At 32.5% G+C, this 18,543-nt stretch carries 17 protein-coding genes, 2 tRNA genes and 1 pseudogene; 14 read left to right on the top strand and 6 right to left on the bottom strand.

What is annotated here, in order from left to right; genetic code table 11:
• Positions 1-13: 13 nt before the first annotated feature.
• A pseudogene (gene sfsA, locus NPY00_RS02230) lies at positions 14-712 on the bottom strand (DNA/RNA nuclease SfsA).
• A gap of 307 nt (positions 713-1,019) precedes the next feature.
• Here sfsA and NPY00_RS02225 point away from each other — a divergent pair.
• From NPY00_RS02225 to NPY00_RS02170, 12 genes are all read left to right on the top strand, one after another.
• Positions 1,020-1,856, top strand: coding sequence for an RNA methyltransferase (locus NPY00_RS02225; RefSeq protein WP_269020400.1), 837 nt, complete (start codon positions 1,020-1,022; stop codon positions 1,854-1,856).
• The gene (gene murI, locus NPY00_RS02220; protein WP_269020399.1) at positions 1,849-2,664 is read left to right on the top strand and encodes a glutamate racemase; all 816 of its coding nucleotides are present in this window, start codon (positions 1,849-1,851) and stop codon (positions 2,662-2,664) included. The genes NPY00_RS02225 and murI overlap by 8 nt, the downstream gene beginning before the upstream one ends.
• A 168-nt stretch (positions 2,665-2,832) precedes the next feature.
• A complete protein-coding gene (gene rpsD, locus NPY00_RS02215) occupies positions 2,833-3,450 on the top strand; it encodes a 30S ribosomal protein S4 (RefSeq protein ID WP_269020398.1) in 618 nt (205 codons plus the stop codon).
• Positions 3,451-3,736: 286 nt separating this feature from the next.
• Positions 3,737-4,609 (top strand): tRNA 2-thiocytidine(32) synthetase TtcA, encoded by an 873-nt coding sequence (ttcA, locus tag NPY00_RS02210; RefSeq protein ID WP_269020397.1) that lies wholly within the window; start codon positions 3,737-3,739, stop codon positions 4,607-4,609.
• A gap of 851 nt (positions 4,610-5,460) precedes the next feature.
• Positions 5,461-5,536, top strand: a tRNA-Lys gene (locus tag NPY00_RS02205).
• Between the two features lie 391 nt (positions 5,537-5,927).
• Positions 5,928-6,800, top strand: coding sequence for a septal ring lytic transglycosylase RlpA family protein (locus NPY00_RS02200; RefSeq protein ID WP_269020396.1), 873 nt, complete (start codon positions 5,928-5,930; stop codon positions 6,798-6,800).
• A 233-nt stretch (positions 6,801-7,033) separates the two neighbouring features.
• Positions 7,034-8,197, top strand: a complete 1,164-nt coding sequence (locus NPY00_RS02195) for a D-alanyl-D-alanine carboxypeptidase family protein (RefSeq protein WP_269020395.1) — start codon at positions 7,034-7,036, stop codon at positions 8,195-8,197.
• A 29-nt stretch (positions 8,198-8,226) separates the two neighbouring features.
• Positions 8,227-8,871, top strand: coding sequence for a dTMP kinase (gene tmk, locus NPY00_RS02190; RefSeq protein ID WP_269020394.1), 645 nt, complete (start codon positions 8,227-8,229; stop codon positions 8,869-8,871).
• Positions 8,868-9,908 (top strand): DNA polymerase III subunit delta', encoded by a 1,041-nt coding sequence (locus NPY00_RS02185; RefSeq protein WP_269020393.1) that lies wholly within the window; start codon positions 8,868-8,870, stop codon positions 9,906-9,908. The genes tmk and NPY00_RS02185 overlap by 4 nt, the downstream gene beginning before the upstream one ends.
• A gap of 78 nt (positions 9,909-9,986) precedes the next feature.
• A complete protein-coding gene (metG, locus tag NPY00_RS02180; RefSeq protein ID WP_269020392.1) occupies positions 9,987-11,549 on the top strand; it encodes a methionine--tRNA ligase in 1,563 nt (520 codons plus the stop codon).
• The gene (locus NPY00_RS02175) at positions 11,539-12,312 is read left to right on the top strand and encodes a TatD family hydrolase (RefSeq protein ID WP_269020550.1); all 774 of its coding nucleotides are present in this window, start codon (positions 11,539-11,541) and stop codon (positions 12,310-12,312) included. Before metG ends, NPY00_RS02175 begins: the two co-directional genes overlap by 11 nt.
• Positions 12,313-12,322: 10 nt before the next feature.
• Entirely contained in the window at positions 12,323-13,144 is an 822-nt protein-coding gene (locus NPY00_RS02170) for an MBL fold metallo-hydrolase (protein ID WP_269020391.1), read from the top strand.
• Positions 13,145-13,609: 465 nt separating this feature from the next.
• Here NPY00_RS02170 and NPY00_RS02165 read toward each other — a convergent pair whose 3' ends face one another.
• Genes NPY00_RS02165 through pcsA form a run of 3 tightly spaced genes read right to left on the bottom strand, consistent with a single transcriptional unit; the run spans position 13,610 to position 15,882 of the window.
• Positions 13,610-14,044 carry a DUF6163 family protein gene (locus NPY00_RS02165; protein WP_269020390.1) on the bottom strand — a complete coding sequence of 145 codons (435 nt, stop codon included), beginning with the start codon at positions 14,042-14,044 and terminating at the stop codon, positions 13,610-13,612.
• On the bottom strand, positions 14,041-15,087 hold the full coding sequence (locus tag NPY00_RS02160) for an enoyl-CoA hydratase/isomerase family protein (RefSeq protein WP_269020389.1): 1,047 nt from the start codon (positions 15,085-15,087) through the stop codon (positions 14,041-14,043). The genes NPY00_RS02165 and NPY00_RS02160 overlap by 4 nt, the downstream gene beginning before the upstream one ends.
• Before the next feature lie 18 nt (positions 15,088-15,105).
• Positions 15,106-15,882 (bottom strand): phosphatidylcholine synthase, encoded by a 777-nt coding sequence (pcsA, locus tag NPY00_RS02155; RefSeq protein ID WP_329957993.1) that lies wholly within the window; start codon positions 15,880-15,882, stop codon positions 15,106-15,108.
• Between the two features lie 212 nt (positions 15,883-16,094).
• Between pcsA and NPY00_RS02150 the strand changes: the two genes are divergently transcribed.
• Entirely contained in the window at positions 16,095-17,327 is a 1,233-nt protein-coding gene (locus NPY00_RS02150) for a UbiH/UbiF family hydroxylase (RefSeq protein WP_269020387.1), read from the top strand.
• A gap of 80 nt (positions 17,328-17,407) precedes the next feature.
• Here NPY00_RS02150 and NPY00_RS02145 read toward each other — a convergent pair whose 3' ends face one another.
• Together NPY00_RS02145 and NPY00_RS02140 are read right to left on the bottom strand one after the other, a co-directional pair.
• Positions 17,408-17,752: a hypothetical protein gene (locus NPY00_RS02145; protein WP_269020386.1), complete on the bottom strand. Its 345-nt coding sequence runs from the start codon at positions 17,750-17,752 to the stop codon at positions 17,408-17,410.
• Complete coding sequence (locus NPY00_RS02140) at positions 17,745-18,089, bottom strand: hypothetical protein (protein WP_269020385.1); 345 nt, start codon at positions 18,087-18,089, stop codon at positions 17,745-17,747. The genes NPY00_RS02145 and NPY00_RS02140 overlap by 8 nt, the downstream gene beginning before the upstream one ends.
• A 274-nt stretch (positions 18,090-18,363) precedes the next feature.
• On the opposite strand from NPY00_RS02140, the gene NPY00_RS02135 reads away from it, so the two are divergent.
• Positions 18,364-18,453, top strand: a tRNA-Ser gene (locus NPY00_RS02135).
• The last annotated feature ends 90 nt before the right edge of the window (positions 18,454-18,543 follow it).

Here is an 18,543-nt window from a genome sequence, read left to right as displayed (position 1 = left end):
CTATTTTCTATCATTAATTTTTTATTATTGAGTGAATCGGAAAAATACTCTTTATACTTACGTGACATTTTATAGCATAAAATTCTACTCCTGATTTTAATACTAAATCAAATTTACGTCTATAAATAGGATTTAGATCATGGCAAGTGTTAAATGCCGAGCAGTCTTCTTGTTAAATTTATAAAGAATTTCTGCACGTTTTTCTTTTTGTACAACTTTTATAAGGTCTTCAGGATGACGTGTACTACGTTTTGTACAGTGTCAGAGAATTCTGCTGATCCTTTTTGATAAATAAAATGAACGTTTTTCACTTCCAGATAACATTCAGGAAAAATGCTATTGCATAGAAAAAAATCAATGCGTGAGTGCACACCGTATTGTTGGTCATATAAAAATGGTTTTATATCCGGTTAATTTAGGAAATACTTCATTTTGAAGTGCTTCCAATGCAAGTTTGTTTGGTAAAGTTGCATTGATTTCAACTCAAGGTATTGTCTGCCTTTACAATTTCTAATCGATATGGATATTTTTGTTTTTGATTATTGTTATATGAAAACCAAACATTAAAACTGGGAGTTTTAAATCCTAACATTGAACATGCATTCGGAACTAAGACAGTGAAAATATCTTGATCATTTATTGTGACATCAGAAAAAAAACGTTTATAACAACAAATAAGTTTTGCAGAAAAAGTTTGGAAGTAAAAAAACATATTTTTTATTAGAATATGTGATTTAATAGTTCAATTAAGATAATCGTTGAATAGATAGTAATATATTTAAAAAATACGGAGATATAGCAAACAATAATTGTGAAAACAGATATTGTTATTGTAGATGTAAAAGATATATTTCTCTTTAGAAATTACTGTTACGTTATTATTTAAATATTATAGCTGATCGAAAAGATTAAGATGAGTTATAATATTTTGTTAATATGAGTATTTTATCAAATACTTCTTTGAAGATTAAATAAAAAAACAGCAAGAAAATGTCATTTATAAATGATCGGTGCAGCTGATGGCTGGAACAAATAGAAATCGTGAAAATTTGACCAATGGCCCAACAATTGTTTTGGTTGAACCACAATTGCCTGAAAATATTGGTATGGTAGCGAGAGCAATGGCGAATTTTGGATTATCAAAACTTCGTCTTGTAAAACCACGAGAAATATTTCCAAATGAAAAAGCTATAGCTGCAGCGAGTAAAGCTGATCACATAATTAACGATGCTCAGATTTTTGATACATTATGTGGTGCAGTTGCAGATTTAAATTATGTGTTTGCAACAACAGCACGCGAAAGATGCGGTTTTAAAACTGTTAAAAGCGCTGTAGAAGCTGCAAATATTTTACGTTACCGTGAAAGTATCGGACATAAAACAGGTATTTTATTTGGAAGAGAGAGGTGGGGACTAAAAAATGATGAAATCAGCCTTGCTGATGAAATTATTACTTTTCCAGTTAATCCTGCTTTTGCATCACTTAATATTGCACAAGCAGTTTTACTGATATCTTATGAATGGATGAAATCAGGTTTGGAAAATTTAAATGATACAGCTTTTCGTGCAATAGAAATGAAACCTGCTAATAAAGAAACGCTATATGGTTTTTTTTCGCAATTAGAAGATGCTTTAGATGTTCGCGGTTATTTTAGACCTAAAGAACGTAAAGAAGTAATGATCAAAAATATACGCTCTGTTTTTACACGATCTCATTTTAGTGAATCTGAAATTCATTTATTACGGGGTGTTATTTCTTCACTAGATCATTTTTCCCCTCATTTTCCACGAGGAAGTGGAGCGCCTGTTGAGCGTGAGCGTAAAAAAATAAAAACAAATGTGAATACTGATGAATGATAAGAAGTCACTTCTTTTTTTTGATAGCGGCATTGGCGGATTAACAGTGTTGAAGGAAGTTCGTCTTCTTGTTCCTGATTTCCAATTTATTTATGTTGCAGATAATGCAGGTTTTCCTTATGGAGTTTGGAAAAATGATACTCTAAAAACTCATATTTTAAAACTTTTTGAAAAACTTTTGACGCTGTATAATCCTGCTTTGTGTGTCATCGCTTGTAATACAGTTTCTACGTTGATGATAACAGATTTGCGACAAAAATTTCCTCATACATCTTTTGTTGGAACTGTTCCTGCTATTAAAACTGCTGCTGAACAAACAAAATCCGGTTTTATTTCAGTTTTAGCGACCCCCGGAACAATTAAAAGCACTTATACGCATGAGTTAATTAATTCTTTTGCCCGTCAATGTGATGTCCGGTTGATTGGAAGTGAAAAACTTGCTGGATTTGCCGAAAATTATTTACTCGGAAAATCTGTCGATTGTAATGAGTTGCACCGTGAAATTCTTCCGTGTTTTATTGAGAAAAATGGCAAATATACTGATGTTATTGTGCTAGCTTGTACACATTATCCTTTTTTAATTGATTTTTTTCGTAAACAAGCTTTATGGCCAGTGGAATGGATTGATTCAGCAAAAGCTGTAGCGAAACATACCAAGTCATTATTGATAGAAAAAATACAAAATAAAACTATAGAGAAAGCTAGTGATTTTGCGTTATTTACATCACAAAATATAGATTTTTCAATGAAACATTTATTACAAAGTTTTGGTTTTAATATAATAAAAAGAATTGACTTTGAGATGTAGAGTTAATAAAAACAGCCTTAACTGTTTTTGAGAAAACAGTGTAAATTGACGTGTCCCGTGAGTATTTTTATGTATACTAATACATAAAATATTCTGTCAGTCTTCTTTTTGGAGACAGAGGAGGGTGCGTTTCCTTGTGATTGAGTTTTTATTTTTAAAGGAAATGCGATGAGTAAGCGCGAATCGACAAAATATAAAATTGACCGCCGTATGGGAGAAAATATTTGGGGACGACCAAAATCTCCTGTTAATCGCCGTGATTATGGTCCGGGTCAACATGGGCAGCGTCGTAAAGGAAAACTTTCTGATTATGGTGTGCAATTGCGCGCTAAACAAAAGTTAAAAGGCTTTTATGGCGATATTTCAGAGAAACAATTTCGTAAAACTTATGAAGAGTCAGCTCGTCGTCGTGGTGATACTGGTGAAAATCTTATAGGTCTTTTGGAATCACGTTTGGATGCTGTTGTTTATCGTGCAAAATTTGTCCCTACAATTTTTGCTTCTCGTCAATTCATCAATCATGGTCATGTCACTGTAAACGGTCGGCGCACGAATATTCAATCATATCGCTGTAAACCTGGTGATGTTATTGAGGTTCGTGAAAAATCAAAACAGCTTGCTATGGTTTTAGAGTCTGTTCAGTTGGCTGAACGTGATGTACCTGAATATATCAATGCAGATCATGATAAAATGAAAGCAACTTTTCTTCGCATTCCTGCTTTTGCAGATGTTCCATATGCTGTACATATGGAACCAAATTTAGTTGTTGAGTTTTATTCACGTTAGATTCTTTATTCAAGAAAGAATTTCATCACTTTTTTAATTATAAAAAGCTTATTGTATGCTTTGTAATATTAAAGTGGTTGAATATTTTTGGATAGAGCTGTATTGGATTTTTGTTATTTGTGTAATAATGTTAATATAATCTGTATAGCTCCATTTCTTTTTTGTATTTATAATCTGAACTTGTGAATTAGTTAGCGCTGCAGTTTTGAAGTAGCGCTTCTTTTTTATCCTCTTACATTTATTGCAACAGAATAAAAGCTATTGACTTATGTAAGGTGTGGATGTCATGGAAAAAACTCAGACTGAATATCAATCAATAGAAGAGGGTACAATTAATCCTTTAGAAGAAAGGATCGATGATTGTCATCCAATATTTCAGAATGCTCCTTCGACTGTAGAGTTTAATAAGTTACGTAAACGACTTTTGCGTAATATCCGGCAAGCGTTTGATGATTTTTCTATGCTTTCTTCTGGAGGTAAGTGGCTTGTTGCTTTATCTGGTGGCAAGGATTCTTATGGTTTACTTGCTCTTCTTCTTGATTTAAAGTGGCGTGGTTTTTTACCCATTGAAATTTTAGCCTGTAATTTAGACCAAGGCCAACCGGGTTTTCCAAAACATATTCTTCCTGATTTTTTAAATTCTTATCAAATCCCTCATCGTATTGAATATCAAGATACTTATTCTATTGTTACAGATAAACTAACTCATACACAAACGTACTGTTCACTTTGTTCTCGATTGCGTCGTGGAAATTTATATCGAATTGCACGTGAAGAGGGATGTTCTGCATTAGTACTTGGGCACCATCGCGATGATGTTTTGGAAACATTTTTTATGAATTTATTTCATGGTGGTCGATTAGCAGCTATGCCTGGAAAACTTATAAATGATAAAGGTGATCTTTTTGTTTTACGCCCTCTCGTTTATGCAGCTGAAGAGGATATGAAAAAATTTTCTGATGCAATGCAATTTCCTATTATCCCTTGCAATCTTTGCGGTAGTCAGGATGGTTTGCAACGCAATGCTATGAAAGAAATGTTAAAAGATATTGAAAGAAAAATGCCAGGACGAAAAGATACTATGATTCGTGCTTTGTCTAATGTGCGTCCTAGTCATTTGCTTGATAAAAATTTTTTTAACTTTGATAAATTACTATAAATATAAGATATAACATATTGTAAATAATAGATATTTTAATTGAATTTGGCCAGCTTACCTTGAATGAAGAGGCGTCATGTGTTTGTTCAAATTCAGCTGTAAATGTTTTAATTGTAAAAAAATCTATCCAATATTCGGCTTTCTTAATTGGTTCTTCGTGTGCAAAACCGTAAGCGCTTTACCACTGCATTACTTTTCTGATTAGAGATAAAATATTCGGTCACAAAGGGATCGAGGATACAACACGAATAGTAGTATTTGATAAAGAGTCCTTATTTCTCGCATTATAATTCCATTATCCTGCATTCTACTATTGAGTTTTAATGGATATAACAATGTTGGTATCAGTAAAATATTTTTTATAATAAAAATTAGCGTTTTTATTTTTGCTAAAACATTGCCTGCATCGAAAATAAAAAAGGCTGATTAGTGTGATCTGCTCAATTAATGTTTTGTTGCAGTTTGAATAATGTCTTCTAAGATTATTTAGGATATCATAACTAATTGATCTTGTAGATTTTTAATACATCGAATTTTAAGTTAATTTTATAATTTTCTATAAAGCTTTAAGTAGAGAATCATTATTATTTTGAAATGAATAGATTCTTTGGGATTACAATAGAGGATTGATGGTTATTCGTAAAAATATCGACGAATTCTGATGTCGCGAAAATTATAAAATGTCTGCTAAAGTTAGATTTTTCTCATATTTAATCTCTTGCAAAATACAAAATAAAAAAAAGTTTTGATAAATTGAATTAAAAATAATATTTTTTTCAATAAAGTGTTGACCAAATGAAAAGTCAAACGTATGTTCCACTCAACTTCTGTAAGCAAATTAGCTTATTTGGGAGCGCGTAGCTCAGCTGGTAGAGCAACTGACTTTTAATCAGTAGGTCCAGGGTTCGAATCCCTGCGCGCTCACCAATAAATAGCGTTGGTAAACTTTACATTAGAATTATTAATTGATTCAGTAAGTTAGATTTGTTTTTCCAATTAATTGGTGCCATTTATCACTATTTTGTAGATATATTTCTTTTATTCACAGTTTATATTGTTGTGTTTGTTTTTTATTTAATGTATTGATTTTATTACTTTTTATACATTATTAATATTTATGAATAACAATTATTTTTAATAAAAAATAATAAATGTTTTTCTAATATTATGTTAACCTCTTGATAAAAAGTGATTTTTTAAGATACCATACTTTCCTTAGAAAATGATTAATACCGAATATAATTTTTTCTTCTTATATACAAAAAAATGTAGCTTTATATTTATTAGAAATATTCAACAAAATAGTGAGCTGAGACAAATGTTTTCAAATAGCAAAGAGAGTTTTATCTCTATTATTAAACCGGTCTCTAAAATTTCTTCTTTGGTAATTGTAACTCAAATATTAGTTGCTTGTGCAAATCAAGCAACACAATTAACGGTTAAAGATCGTAATCACGTTAATAAGCTTAGCGCGACAAAGACAAAAGCTGTTTCTGATATTAAGAATGTTTCAAGTAAACAGAATAAGTTAAAAAGAAAAAACAGTAAACGAGCTATTATTGGTAAACCTTACCAAATAAAAGGGAAGTGGTATTATCCAAAAGAAGAGCCAGATTATAAACGTGTTGGGCAAGCATCTTGGTATGGTTCAGATTTTCATGGGCGTTTAACTGCAAATGGTGAAATTTATGACATGAATCTTCTAACGGCTGCTCATCCTACAATGCCTTTACCGAGTTATGCTCGCGTCACTAATTTAGAAAATGGATCATCCATTATTGTTAGGGTGAATGATCGTGGTCCTTTTATGAAAGATAGAATTATTGATTTATCAAAGCAAGCAGCAACAATGCTTGGTTACGAAACTGCAGGCGTTGCAAATGTTGAAGTAGAGTATGTTTCAGAAGCTCCTATTAATAACTATGATAAAGATTATTTAATGGCTTCTTATACACTAGGGAAATATGCTTCACCCATGTTAGCATTGGCGGACGTTCCAGAAGAGAAAAAAAGTAATGCTCTTTTTGTTTTAAGTGAAGATAGCCAAAAACGATTAATTCAGGCTATAATGACACCAAAACATCAAACTGAAGTTATACACACTGAGACTACCTTCATAAATTTACCAAAAGTTGGTCCACTTTTATCAAGTAAACCTAAATTATTCAATCAAATAGCTTCTGCAAATTGAGTTCATTTAACGGTTAAACTATATGGAGTTCAATTAAAACAAGAATTATTAAGCAGATGGTATGCTGCAATATGATATCTATCTGTATGATATTGAGTTTGAGTCATATAAATAAATTTTATGTGTTACTAAACCTGTAGATATATTGAATGTTTTGCTTACAAAAAATGAGTAAGCCTTTTTTCCTATTATATGCTTCTTTATATTGATTCTCGTGATGAGGGAGAATCAGGATGCATTTGATATTAAGGTTTTGTTTTGTTTTTTTAGGGTTGATTACATTCAATGAGCTAGTACAAGCACAAAATTTTCAAATTTCTGCATCACAAGTACTTCTATTAGACGATAACACAGATACAATACTTTTTGAAAAACAAAGTGATAATGTTTTTTTTCCTGCATCATTAGCAAAATTGATGACTGTTGAAGTAGTTTTTCATCAACTTAAAGAAGGAGTATTAACTCAAACACAAAAATTTAAAGTAAGTGAAAATGCTTGGCGAAAAGGGGGAGCTCCTTCAGGAACAACCACTATGTTTGCAAAAGTTAACACAGAAGTTAGTGTTTTAGATCTTTTGCGAGGTTTAATTATTGTCAATGGAAATGATGCAGCAATCGCTCTTGCAGAAGGAATAGCTGGAAATGAGTTTGATTTTGTAAAACTTATGAATGAACGAGCTAAGATAATTGGATTGCTCGATAGCCGTTTTGTTAATGCAACAGGACTTCCTGAAGAAGGACAATTTGTAACATTACGCGATATGATTACATTGGCACGTCATATTGTGCATGAATATCCTGATTATTATGAAATTTATCAAGAACCTCATTTTACTTGGAATAAAATTTTTCAACGTAATAAAAATCCTCTTATCTCTCAAGAAATTGGAGTGGAGGGATTAGGATTTGGTTACAGTGAAAAAGACGGGTTTTCAATTGTTTCTGTTATCTGTAAAAATCATAGGCGTCTTTTTTTAGCAATAAACGGTTTGCACAGTAACAAAGAACGCATAAAAGAATCGGTTCGTATTTTGGAATGGGGAATGAAAGCCTTTGATGTTAAAACGGTTTTTATAAAAGGAGAAATTGTTGGTTATGCGTCTGTTTATGGTGGAGTTAAAAAATCTGTTCCATTCATTGTTAAAGAACCCATAAGTTTTATGCTTTCAAATGAAAAAAAGTCTAATATTAAAGCAGTTATTAAATATCATGGTCCATTGAAAGCTCCTGTGACTTTAGGAGAACAAGCTGGTGTTCTTCAAATTTCAGCAGATAAAAAAATTATTCTTGAAAGACCAGTTTTTATTGGAGCCAATGTTCAAGAAGGCAATTTTTTTGTAAAAGTTAAAGATGCCCTTTATGAAATAACAATTGGGTGGTTACGTAAATATTTATAATATATCCAGAATAAGAAATTAGGTTATACGTGTCAGGTTATTTTATTACATTCGAGGGAGGGGAAGGAGCAGGGAAGACAACTCAAATTTCCTTGCTTGCTCAGTATTTTAGAAGAAAAGGTTATGATGTTGTTATAACACGCGAGCCTGGAGGAACAGTAGGTGCAGAAGCAATACGTTATATTTTATTGTCGGGGAATGTAGAGGAATATGGAGCGTTTTTTGAAACAGTTCTATTTACAGCAGCTCGGATTGACCACGTTACTGAAGTTATTGCACCTTCTTTGCAATCTGGAAAAATCGTCTTATGTGATCGTTTTATTGATTCCACTCGTGTTTATCAAGGATTAAATGGCCAAGTAAGCTCTCATATTCTTTCTGTTTTAGAATATATTGGTACAAATGGAGTTATGCCTCATTTGACATTTTTATTAGATATACCTGCTGCATTCGGTATGAAGCGTGCAAATTTACGAAGAAGTAAGGCTGGAAAAGTAGATTATTTTGAAAAAGATGAATTAAACATTCAAGAACAAAGACGACAAGCTTTTTTACAACTGGCACGAAACGAACCTCATCGATTTCAAGTCATTGATGCGATGCTTACAGTAGAGACAATAGCACAACAAATACAAAAGATATGCAGTAACATAATATTGGATCATATCCCATGAGTGATGTAGCTGTTCCATGCCAATATGATGATATAGAGGGCGTTTTATCGCCGTCACAGAATAATATTATCATTGGTCATGAAAAAGTTCGTCATTTTTTAGCGCAAATGTGTAGAGAAGAGCGTTTACATCATGCTTTATTATTTGAGGGAGAGCGTGGAATTGGAAAAACAACATTAGCGTTTCATTTGGCTTGGAATCTTCTCACTAACCAGAAGAGTGAATTTTTACAGCCAGACTCTAATTCATTGATATGGCATCAAATTATGCAAGGATGCCATCCTAATGTGTTACATGTTTCACGCTGTTTCGATTTAAAAACAAAAAAATTTAAAACCAGTATAACAATTGACGAAATTCGAAATATTACACATTTTTTAAATCAAACATCGCGAGATGGAGGATGGCGCATCGTTATTATTGATTCTGCAGATGATATGAATAAAAATGCTGCTAATGCAATTTTGAAAACACTGGAAGAGCCTCCAAAGAAAACTTTGTTTATCATTATTACGCATTGTTCAAGGAAAATATTGCCAACAATTCGTTCACGTTGCCAACAGGTCTTTTTACAACCATTATGCAATAATGAGATGAGGCAAGCGATTTCACATGTTTTTTCTAATAATCTTTTAATGGATGAAAAAACTATTGAATCAATTATTCAAAAATCTCACGGGAGTTTAAGAAAAACAGCTTTACTTATTTGCTACGATGGGCTTGAAATTATTCAGACTATTGAAAAACTCCTAGAACAAAAAGTCTATAATCCAGCTATTGTACAAAGTTTTGCTCAAAAACTTTCTTCATTTGATACGAACATTCAATTTCAACAATTTTGCGATGAAATTCTTAACATAATTCAAAAAAAAGCTGTTGTATTAGCTGAAAATGGAAATCTAATCCTTTCAAAAAAATACGCACAAATATGGCAAGATATTAATAAGGAAATATCAGAAATTCAGTTATTTAATCTTGATAAAAGACAATTTATTATCAATTTGCTTTTTAAAGTTCATAAATACATTCATAAATAAAAGCTTTTTCCGTGACAATACTGTTAACAAGAGTTATGTTTTTGATATCCCTATATAGCATTTCAAAATGAGTATGGCATGCATGATACACATTATATAACGACTCCGATTTTTTATGCTAATGGTGCTCCACATATTGGGCATGCTTATAATGCTATTGCGAGTGACGCTTTAGCTCGGTTCCAACGATTAGATGGAAAAGATGTATTTTTTTTATCTGGTACGGATGAATATGGTCTAAAGATGCAACAAACAGCTGAATCGTTAAATATAACGCCTCAGCAGCTTGCAGATCGTAACAGTGCTATTTTCCAAAAAATGCTGACAATGCTCAATTGCTCAAATAATGATTTTATTCGCACAACAGAAGAACGCCATTATAAAACTTGTCAGATGATGTGGAAAAAAATGGAAGATAATGGTGATATTTATCTTGATCGTTATGCTGGGTGGTATTCAGTTCGACAAGAATCTTATTATGATGAAAAGGATACTGAGATTAGAGCAGATGGTATTCGGTATGAAAAAGAATTAGGCTCTCCCGTTGAATGGAATGAAGAAGAAAGTTACTTTTTTAGGCTTTCTCGTTATGGAGAATCTCTTCTTGAACATTATGAAAAATATCCTGATTCCATTGCACCTCATGAACGGTTTAATGAAATTATAAGTTTTATTAAATCAGGTTTAAAAGATATTTCTATTTCACGAACAAATTTTAATTGGGGAGTTCCAGTTCCTGGTAATCCGAAACACATCATGTATGTTTGGGTTGATGCTCTTACAAATTATCTCACTGCCATTAGTTTTTTTGATAAAGATTCAAAAAGATGTAATCTTTGGCCAGCGGATGTTCATATTATTGGTAAAGATATTATTCGTTTTCACGCAGTTTATTGGCCAGCATTTTTAATGTCCGCAGGGATTGAACTTCCCAAACATATTTTTGCACACGGTTTTTTGCTGAATCGCGGTGAAAAAATGTCCAAATCTGTTGGAAATGTAATGGATCCTTTTGAAATGGTTGAACATTATGGTCTTGACCAGGTTCGCTATTTCTTCCTTCGAGAGGTTCCATTTGGACAAGATGGTAGTTATAGTCATGATAATTTTGTGAACCGTATTAATGCAGATCTTGCTAATGATCTTGGTAATTTGGGACAGCGTTCTTTATCTATGATACAAAAACATTGTGATGCGAAAGTTCCTGAACCAACCACTGTATTTTGCAGTCAAGATGAACATTTGTTAGAAAAATCTTTTCAAGTTCTTGAAAATTTACGTCAAAATATGTCTCATTGCGCTCCACATGCAGCGCTTTCGGCTATTTTTTCGCTAGTAGCAGATGCTAATCGCTATTTTGCAAGTGAAGAACCTTGGAGCCTTCGTAAAAATAATCCAGAAAGATTTTTTACCGTTCTTTATGTAACTGTAGAAATCTTGCGACGGATAGGCATTATGCTTTTGCCTTTTATTCCTCAATCGGCGGCTAAACTCCTTGATAGTCTTGCAATTCCTGAAGAAGAACGATTATTCCAGAATATAAATGATTCAAAAATTAAAGAGGGTACTTTGCTTCCACCGCCAGAACCAATTTTCCCACGTTATATTATAGAGAAAGTTGAGACAAGTGATGCTCATTGACACGCACTGTCATCTTGATTTTGAAGATTTTGCACAGGACTTAGATGCTGTCATTCAACGAGCTTTGGATGCTGATGTTGGACGTATGATAACGATTTCAACACAAGTTAATAAATTGGAAAATCTTTTAGCGCTTACACAAACTTATGAGCAAATTTTTTGTTCAGTTGGAACGCATCCTAATCATGCTCATGAAGAGCAAAATATTAAAGCTGAAAATCTTATTCATTTCTCACAACATCCAAAAATTGTTGCGTTCGGTGAAGTTGGTCTTGATTATCATTATCATTATGCTTCACCACAAGAACAGAAAAAAAGCTTTCGAGAACATATCATCGCTTCTCGAGAAACGCAGTTGCCTATCGTTATTCATACACGCGATGCTGATTCTGATATGGAACAAATATTGCGTGAAGAGATGAAAAAGGGAAGCTTTCCATTTATTTTCCATTGTTTTTCATCTGGAATGCAGCTTGCTCGTACAGGAATTGAACTTGGTGGTTATATATCTTTTTCGGGGATTCTCACTTTTAAAAATGCATCTGAAGTTCGTGAAGTAGCAAAGATTGTACCTCATGAGCGCTTACTCATTGAGACAGATGCTCCTTTTTTAGCTCCTATTCCCTATCGTGGTAAAACAAATGAACCATCTTTTGTACGTCATACAGCAGCTATTTTGGCTGAAACAATTGGCTTAAGCATTGAAGAAATAGCTCAAATAACAACAGAAAATGCTTTTCGTTTGTTTAGAAAAATGAAATAAGGCAGAAATAATGTTTGATAAATATCGGTTTACGATATTAGGTTGTGGTTCGTCTTTAGGGGTTCCACGTCCAAACGGTTTTTGGGGAACTTGTGATCCAAATAACCTCAAAAATAAACGTTATAGAAGTTCTTTATTAGTTGAACGTATTAATAAATCAGGAGAAAAAACAACTGTTGTTATTGATACTGGTCCTGATTTTCGGTCACAAATGATTGATGCGAATGTCAATCATCTTGATGCGGTCGTTTACACACATCCTCACGCAGATCATATTCATGGAATTGATGATTTACGATGTTATGCGCTGATGCAAGAATGTTTGATAGATATTTATGCAGACGCATTTACATTAGAGCATTTAAAAAAATCTTTCGGATATTGTTTTCAAACTCCAAAAGGTTTTCGCCATAAACCTATTTTAAAGCCACACCTTATTGATCAAGAAAAGAAATTTATAATTCAAGGGAAGGGAGGAGAAATTACTTTTAATCCACATTTACAAGTTCACGGTGTTATTCATTCTTTGGGTTTTCGTATTGGTAATGTTGCATATTGTACAGATGTTAACCAATTTCCTGAAAAAAGTTTGCTCGGTTTAATGAATTTAGATGTTTTAATTATCGATGCTCTTCAATTTCAACCTCAGCCTAATCATTTTTCGGTTGATCAAGCGTTGCATTGGATAAAATATTTAAAACCTAAGCAAGCCATATTAACACATATGGATAGCTCTCTCGATTATAATGATCTTTTAAATTATGTCCCACCTTATGTAAAACCCGCTTATCAGGGACTTACATTTGAGACAAATGTACCGCTCATTGATTAAAAATTAAATACAATTATAACAAAATTTGGCCATATTTTTTTGTATAAGGATAGCCGTTTGTTTGTAATTAGGTATATGTGAAATGGGATTATAAGAATTATTTTTATCGCATAATATATATTATGGAACTTTTATAGAAAGGTGATCTTGAATGGCATTTGCTCCTGCAGTTTGGGGTATGTTAAGTGCAGTTATTGTAATAGCGTCTAGCCCTAAAATTATAGAGATGCTTGAGATAACGTTTGGTTGAATAGCGTAATACTTAGTTGAATAGCGTAATACTTATACAAAGGAGTATTTATGATATTTCTTTGTAAAGGTTTTGTCGTGTTCAATTGCTTAGTTCATCCACTAATCTTATCACGGTTAAAATCACAAGAGGTTTCGTTATGCTTATGTACACAGTTGCCGCTGGCATTTGGGGAGTTGTTGCGTCGTTAATATGGATATTTAATAGCAAGAGAATCACAGATTTATGGTGGGTACCTTTCTCTTAATTTTTTTAAACGACATGATAGCTTTAAATATTATAAGAATTAAAAATAGTGTTCCGTGAAGCAATGGAAGAAGTGGCTGATAAATAAAATCAGAATGATAAACGGTCATTGCTAATGTTTCAACAACAGCTGCAATGCACCATAAAACAATTCCCCACTGAGAATACATCCAAAGTCCTATGAGTGCAATGGGATAAGCAATGGCTAATGTTCCTGATAAATACTGCCATTGTAATGGCATGAGATCAAACCGCCATAAAGCTCCTGGAAAGATACCAACAAGCCGTAACCAATAAAAAATACTAAATCCTAAACAAATTAATGCTAAAAACCGCATGTAAAAATTATAAATGAACGAAAGTGTATTTGTTTTTAAAACTTTCTTTTGAGAGTAGCTTGTCAAAATAATAGTTCTCTTTCGACGGGTTGAAAATAAGTTTCAATCATTTCATCTGTTATATTAGAAAGTTGATCTGGATTCCATTTTGGTGTTTGATCCTTATCAATCAAAATAGCACGTATACCTTCATAAAAATCGTGATCATTAATCATATGATGCGCAATACGGTTTTCAACTTTTATATATTCTTCTAAGGTTTGACATGAATTTTGTTTCATTTGTCTCCAAATAACTTTTAAACTCGTTGGAGAACGTAATTGCAAAATATCATAACATTCTTTAGCAAACAAAGACCCCTCACTACTTTTTTTGTAAAGTGATTTTATACATTCTTCTAATGTTTGAACGCCAAAACAATCTTTAATAATACGTCGTGATTCATCACTTGTTTCATAATCTCGTTCAATGGCTTGTTTTTCTAAAGCAAGAATAGGATTTCCTTGTTCAATAATAGCTTTTTTAATCATATCCCATTCAGATTCAGGAATAGCATGAGTTGCTAATCCTAATTTTAAACAGTCTCCCCATTTTATACGAGTACCTGTCAATGCAAGATAAATACCAAAATGATTAGGAAGAGATGGTAAGAAAAAGCTTGCACCAACATCTGGAAAAAATCCAATAGCGCTTTCAGGCATAGCAAAAAGCGTATTTTCTGTTACAATCCGGTATGAGCCATGGATAGAAATGCCTACCCCTCCTCCCATCCAAATACCATTTAAAAAAGAAATATAAGGCTTTGGAAAACGCTTGATATAGGCGCTTAGACAATACTGATCACGAAAATACTGATAAGTAGATTCTACCTTTCCTTTGTGATAAATTTCCACAATATCTCCACCAGCACAAAATGCACGCCCTTTTCCTTCTATTAAAATGCAAGCAATATCATTATCGTTTTCCCATGCATTAAGCGCTTTTCTAAAAGCAAGAACCATTTTGTGATTAAGAGCATTTAATGCAGAGGGACGTGTCAATTGTATAATACCAGCACGCCCCTCTTTTATGAAGGAAATGTCATCACCTGCTCCAAAATCAATTTGCATTTTCTATATTTCCTTAAGCTATTCACTTTTTTTTTGTGCCCCTAATTGAGGAAATAGCTGCATAATTGCACCAATGCAATAAATATACACACCAGTTACAGAAATTCCAATTTTAATCCAATAAGGCACATTATTAAGTTGGTAAAAAAATGCAGTTACTCCAAAAGTACACCATATAAGAAAAATTGGAAGATTAAGCATACGTAAACGAACAACTCTTACTGGATGAATAAAATAAATGGGTAAAAAAGAAATCACCGCAGATAGAAAAATGATAATAAAAGCAGCCCACTCTCCTGGATTGACAACAAAAAGCACAAAAACCACCATATTCCAAACGACAGGAAAACCTTTAAAAAAATTTTCTTTTGTTTTCATTTCGGTATCCGCATAATAAATAGCAGATGAGATAACAATAATGGCGCTCAATAAAAATGATAACTCTGACCCCATCAGACCACTTTGATAAAGTGCGAAGGCAGGAATTAAAACATAAGTTACGTAATCAATAATGTTATCTAGTAACTCGCCAGACCACGTTGGAAGTACATATTTAACATCAAGCTTGCGCGCAATTGGTCCATCAATACCATCAACAAGAAGAGCAAGGCCAAGCCAGAAAAACATAGCAGTCCACTTTTTTTCAGATGCATATATCAAAGAAAGAAACGCTAAAAATGAACCTGATGCGGTTAACAAATGGACAGAAAAAGCTTTCACCTGAGGTAGTGTCACCACTTTATTGCGAAATTGATCAACATTCATTTTGATTTTTTCTGTGAGTTTATATTTCAATGTTTTGGCCTCATTTTTGGATTTTTTTTGTCTATATGTATGAAGAATTTACAAAAAACATGAGATGGTTATTTTTTCTATTCCAATACTTATTAGATAATATAATAGAAAAACTTTATATTATTATAATAGAGAAATTTTATATAATAAAAAGGTATTACTTATTTGGAAAACTCAAAGTTAATTGATAAATCAGAAAGGTTCAAATAATTGTGTCGTCTATAAAAAGCGAGTATAACAATATCGCTGTCGTTGGCTCTGGTCCAATTGGTTTGTTAACAGCACTTAATCTTGCACATAAGGGGTATTCTGTTTCTCTTATTGGTCCCTTTCCTCGTATAGATGAATTACGAACTACTGCTCTTATGAATCCGACGATTCGTATGCTTGAAAAAATCCATATTTGGAATATCGTTAAGAGTCATTCAGCGGCTTTATCTTTTATCAGAATCATCGATATAACTTCAAGATTTGTACGTGCTCCTACTGTAAGTTTTTCTTCTTCTGAAATTGGTGAAGAAGCTTTTGGCTATAATGTCCCGAATGTAAATTTAAATAATGCTTTAATCAATTCTGTTGCTAATACTCCAAATATTACAAGGTTTTTTTCTTCTGCAAAATATTTTGATTATCAGAAAAATCACATATGCATTACTCTTACTGATGGAAAAACCATTGAAACATCACTCATTGTAGCTGCTGACGGCTCCCGTTCTTCAGCACGCACTGCAGCTGGAATTAGTGTTAAGCAACGAAATTACGCGCAAATAGCACTCGTCTTGAATTTTTCACATAAGTTACCTCATCAGAATATATCAAATGAATTTCATACAGAAGATGGTCCTCTTACACAAGTTCCGCTTCCGGGAAATAAATCCAGTCTTGTGTGGGTGGTTAATCCACTTCGTGCTGAGAAGTTACTCAATATGGAATCACAAAAAATTGCAGAAATTTTAGAAGATCAGATGCAATTAATTCTTGGTAAGATTACAATAGAATCACCAATTCAAACTTGGGCACTTAAAAGTTTGCTTCCTAATTCTTTTGCTGCAAACCGAACAGTTCTAGTTGGTGAAGCAGCACATGTTTTCCCTCCAATTGGAGCACAAGGATTTAATTTAGGTGTTCGTGATGTACAAACTTTAATGGATATTTTGCCTAATAAAATATCTGATTTTGATGCAAAATTGATCGTTGATCGTTACAACCGGTGTCGTAAATCTGATATCTTTACTCGAAGCGGATTTGTTCATGCGTTGAATTGTTCTTTGCTCTCTAACATGCTGCCAGTTCATATTATGCGAAGCATTGGGCTCGAACTTCTCCGTAATTACTCACCATTACGTAGTCTACTGATGCGAGAAGGAATACATCCTGGTTATGGATTAAAAGAAATTATAGGAAAGTTCATGTTAAAGAATCATGCAAGAAGTGATCAATATTGAATAAACTGCATAGAAATCAATATTTGCAACATTCATTATAGGTTTTATTCATTGTTAAAGTACTATAATAATTAATACTTTTATTTATCATAAGATTTAAAAGAAAAATTGGCTACTACAGTATATATTAAGCGATTTAAAAAACTGACAACTGTAGCAATTAAAAGACCTATTATTGATCCTATTATTGCACCAATCATTACACCAATGGAAAGCGTTATACCTATCCCCGTAGCAATAATTGGGCCAAATCCAGGAATAGCAATATAACCATATGCAGCAAGAATCATTGCAATTGCTCCGGAGATGCATCCGTTTAAAAATCCTATTAATACAGGCTCTTTAACAAAATAATAAGTTTTTTTTAAAAAGCTTTTCTTACGAACATTTGAAGAAATATTACTATCGATTTCAAACTTAATCATAATTTTGTTTTGTATTTTGAATATTAATGGCTCCAGAATAATCTACCGATATAAAAAAATGACATTTTTTAAATTTCACTAAAGCGCGCCAAATACCTTTGTCATCTAAATGTAATCGTTTGATGTTTGTGAAACCATTTTTCATAAGATAATTTTTAATTTGTGAAGCAGTAAATGAATTTTTACCTGCTTTAGTAACACTTTGTATAAACTTATGCTCAGGTGTTATACAATGAGAATTATAAAAAACAGCATTTCGGGAAGCTATGGTTATAGATGAAATACATGTAACGATTAAAGCAAAAGAAATTATATTTAAATTCTTATTCAATTTCATCTTGTCACCATTTGTTTAAACGATGCCTTCAAATATTTATTTTATGCTGAATTAATCCTTATGTTGCGAACTAGTTCCCAATTTATTTTTGATATTATGCTTAATAAAACGAGTTTATAATTTTAAATGCTTTCAAAACATTTTACAGAATAATTTATAATATCAATGGCTATAAAAAAAATTCAGTAAAAATATCTGAAATTACATTTGAGTAATTGACCTTTTGCAAGAATTTTGCCAAAAGACACATTATTGTCTTTGACATCTCTGTTTTGGAGGGGTGGTCGAGTGGTTTAAGGCACCGGTCTTGAAAACCGGCGTGCAGGGAACTGTACCGTGGGTTCGAATCCCACCCCCTCCGCCATATATGAATATTCACACTATAGTGGTTTGATTTTATCAATTTTTCAAAGTTAAATAGTTTTATAAAGTTAAGAAATATAATTTTTTAACT

It is taken from the genome of Bartonella sp. F02, from assembly GCF_026929975.1.
In the GTDB taxonomy this organism is placed as follows: domain Bacteria; phylum Pseudomonadota; class Alphaproteobacteria; order Rhizobiales; family Rhizobiaceae; genus Bartonella.
This window is presented reverse-complemented; position numbering and strand designations above follow the sequence as displayed.

Bases quoted from the DNA above. Each gene is read 5' to 3' on its own strand.
- rpsD (WP_269020398.1), top strand. From the start codon at position 2,833: ATGAGTAAGCGCGAATCGACAAAATATAAAATTGACCGCCGTATGGGA.
- NPY00_RS02200 (WP_269020396.1), top strand. From the start codon at position 5,928: ATGTTTTCAAATAGCAAAGAGAGTTTTATCTCTATTATTAAACCGGTC.
- NPY00_RS02225 (WP_269020400.1), top strand. From the start codon at position 1,020: ATGGCTGGAACAAATAGAAATCGTGAAAATTTGACCAATGGCCCAACA.
- ttcA (WP_269020397.1), top strand. From the start codon at position 3,737: ATGGAAAAAACTCAGACTGAATATCAATCAATAGAAGAGGGTACAATT.
- NPY00_RS02140 (WP_269020385.1), bottom strand. From the start codon at position 18,089: ATGAAATTGAATAAGAATTTAAATATAATTTCTTTTGCTTTAATCGTT.
- NPY00_RS02145 (WP_269020386.1), bottom strand. From the start codon at position 17,752: ATGATTAAGTTTGAAATCGATAGTAATATTTCTTCAAATGTTCGTAAG.
- NPY00_RS02160 (WP_269020389.1), bottom strand. From the start codon at position 15,087: ATGCAAATTGATTTTGGAGCAGGTGATGACATTTCCTTCATAAAAGAG.
- murI (WP_269020399.1), top strand. From the start codon at position 1,849: ATGAATGATAAGAAGTCACTTCTTTTTTTTGATAGCGGCATTGGCGGA.
- NPY00_RS02185 (WP_269020393.1), top strand. From the start codon at position 8,868: ATGAGTGATGTAGCTGTTCCATGCCAATATGATGATATAGAGGGCGTT.
- NPY00_RS02195 (WP_269020395.1), top strand. From the start codon at position 7,034: ATGCATTTGATATTAAGGTTTTGTTTTGTTTTTTTAGGGTTGATTACA.
- NPY00_RS02175 (WP_269020550.1), top strand. From the start codon at position 11,539: ATGCTCATTGACACGCACTGTCATCTTGATTTTGAAGATTTTGCACAG.
- NPY00_RS02170 (WP_269020391.1), top strand. From the start codon at position 12,323: ATGTTTGATAAATATCGGTTTACGATATTAGGTTGTGGTTCGTCTTTA.
- metG (WP_269020392.1), top strand. From the start codon at position 9,987: ATGCATGATACACATTATATAACGACTCCGATTTTTTATGCTAATGGT.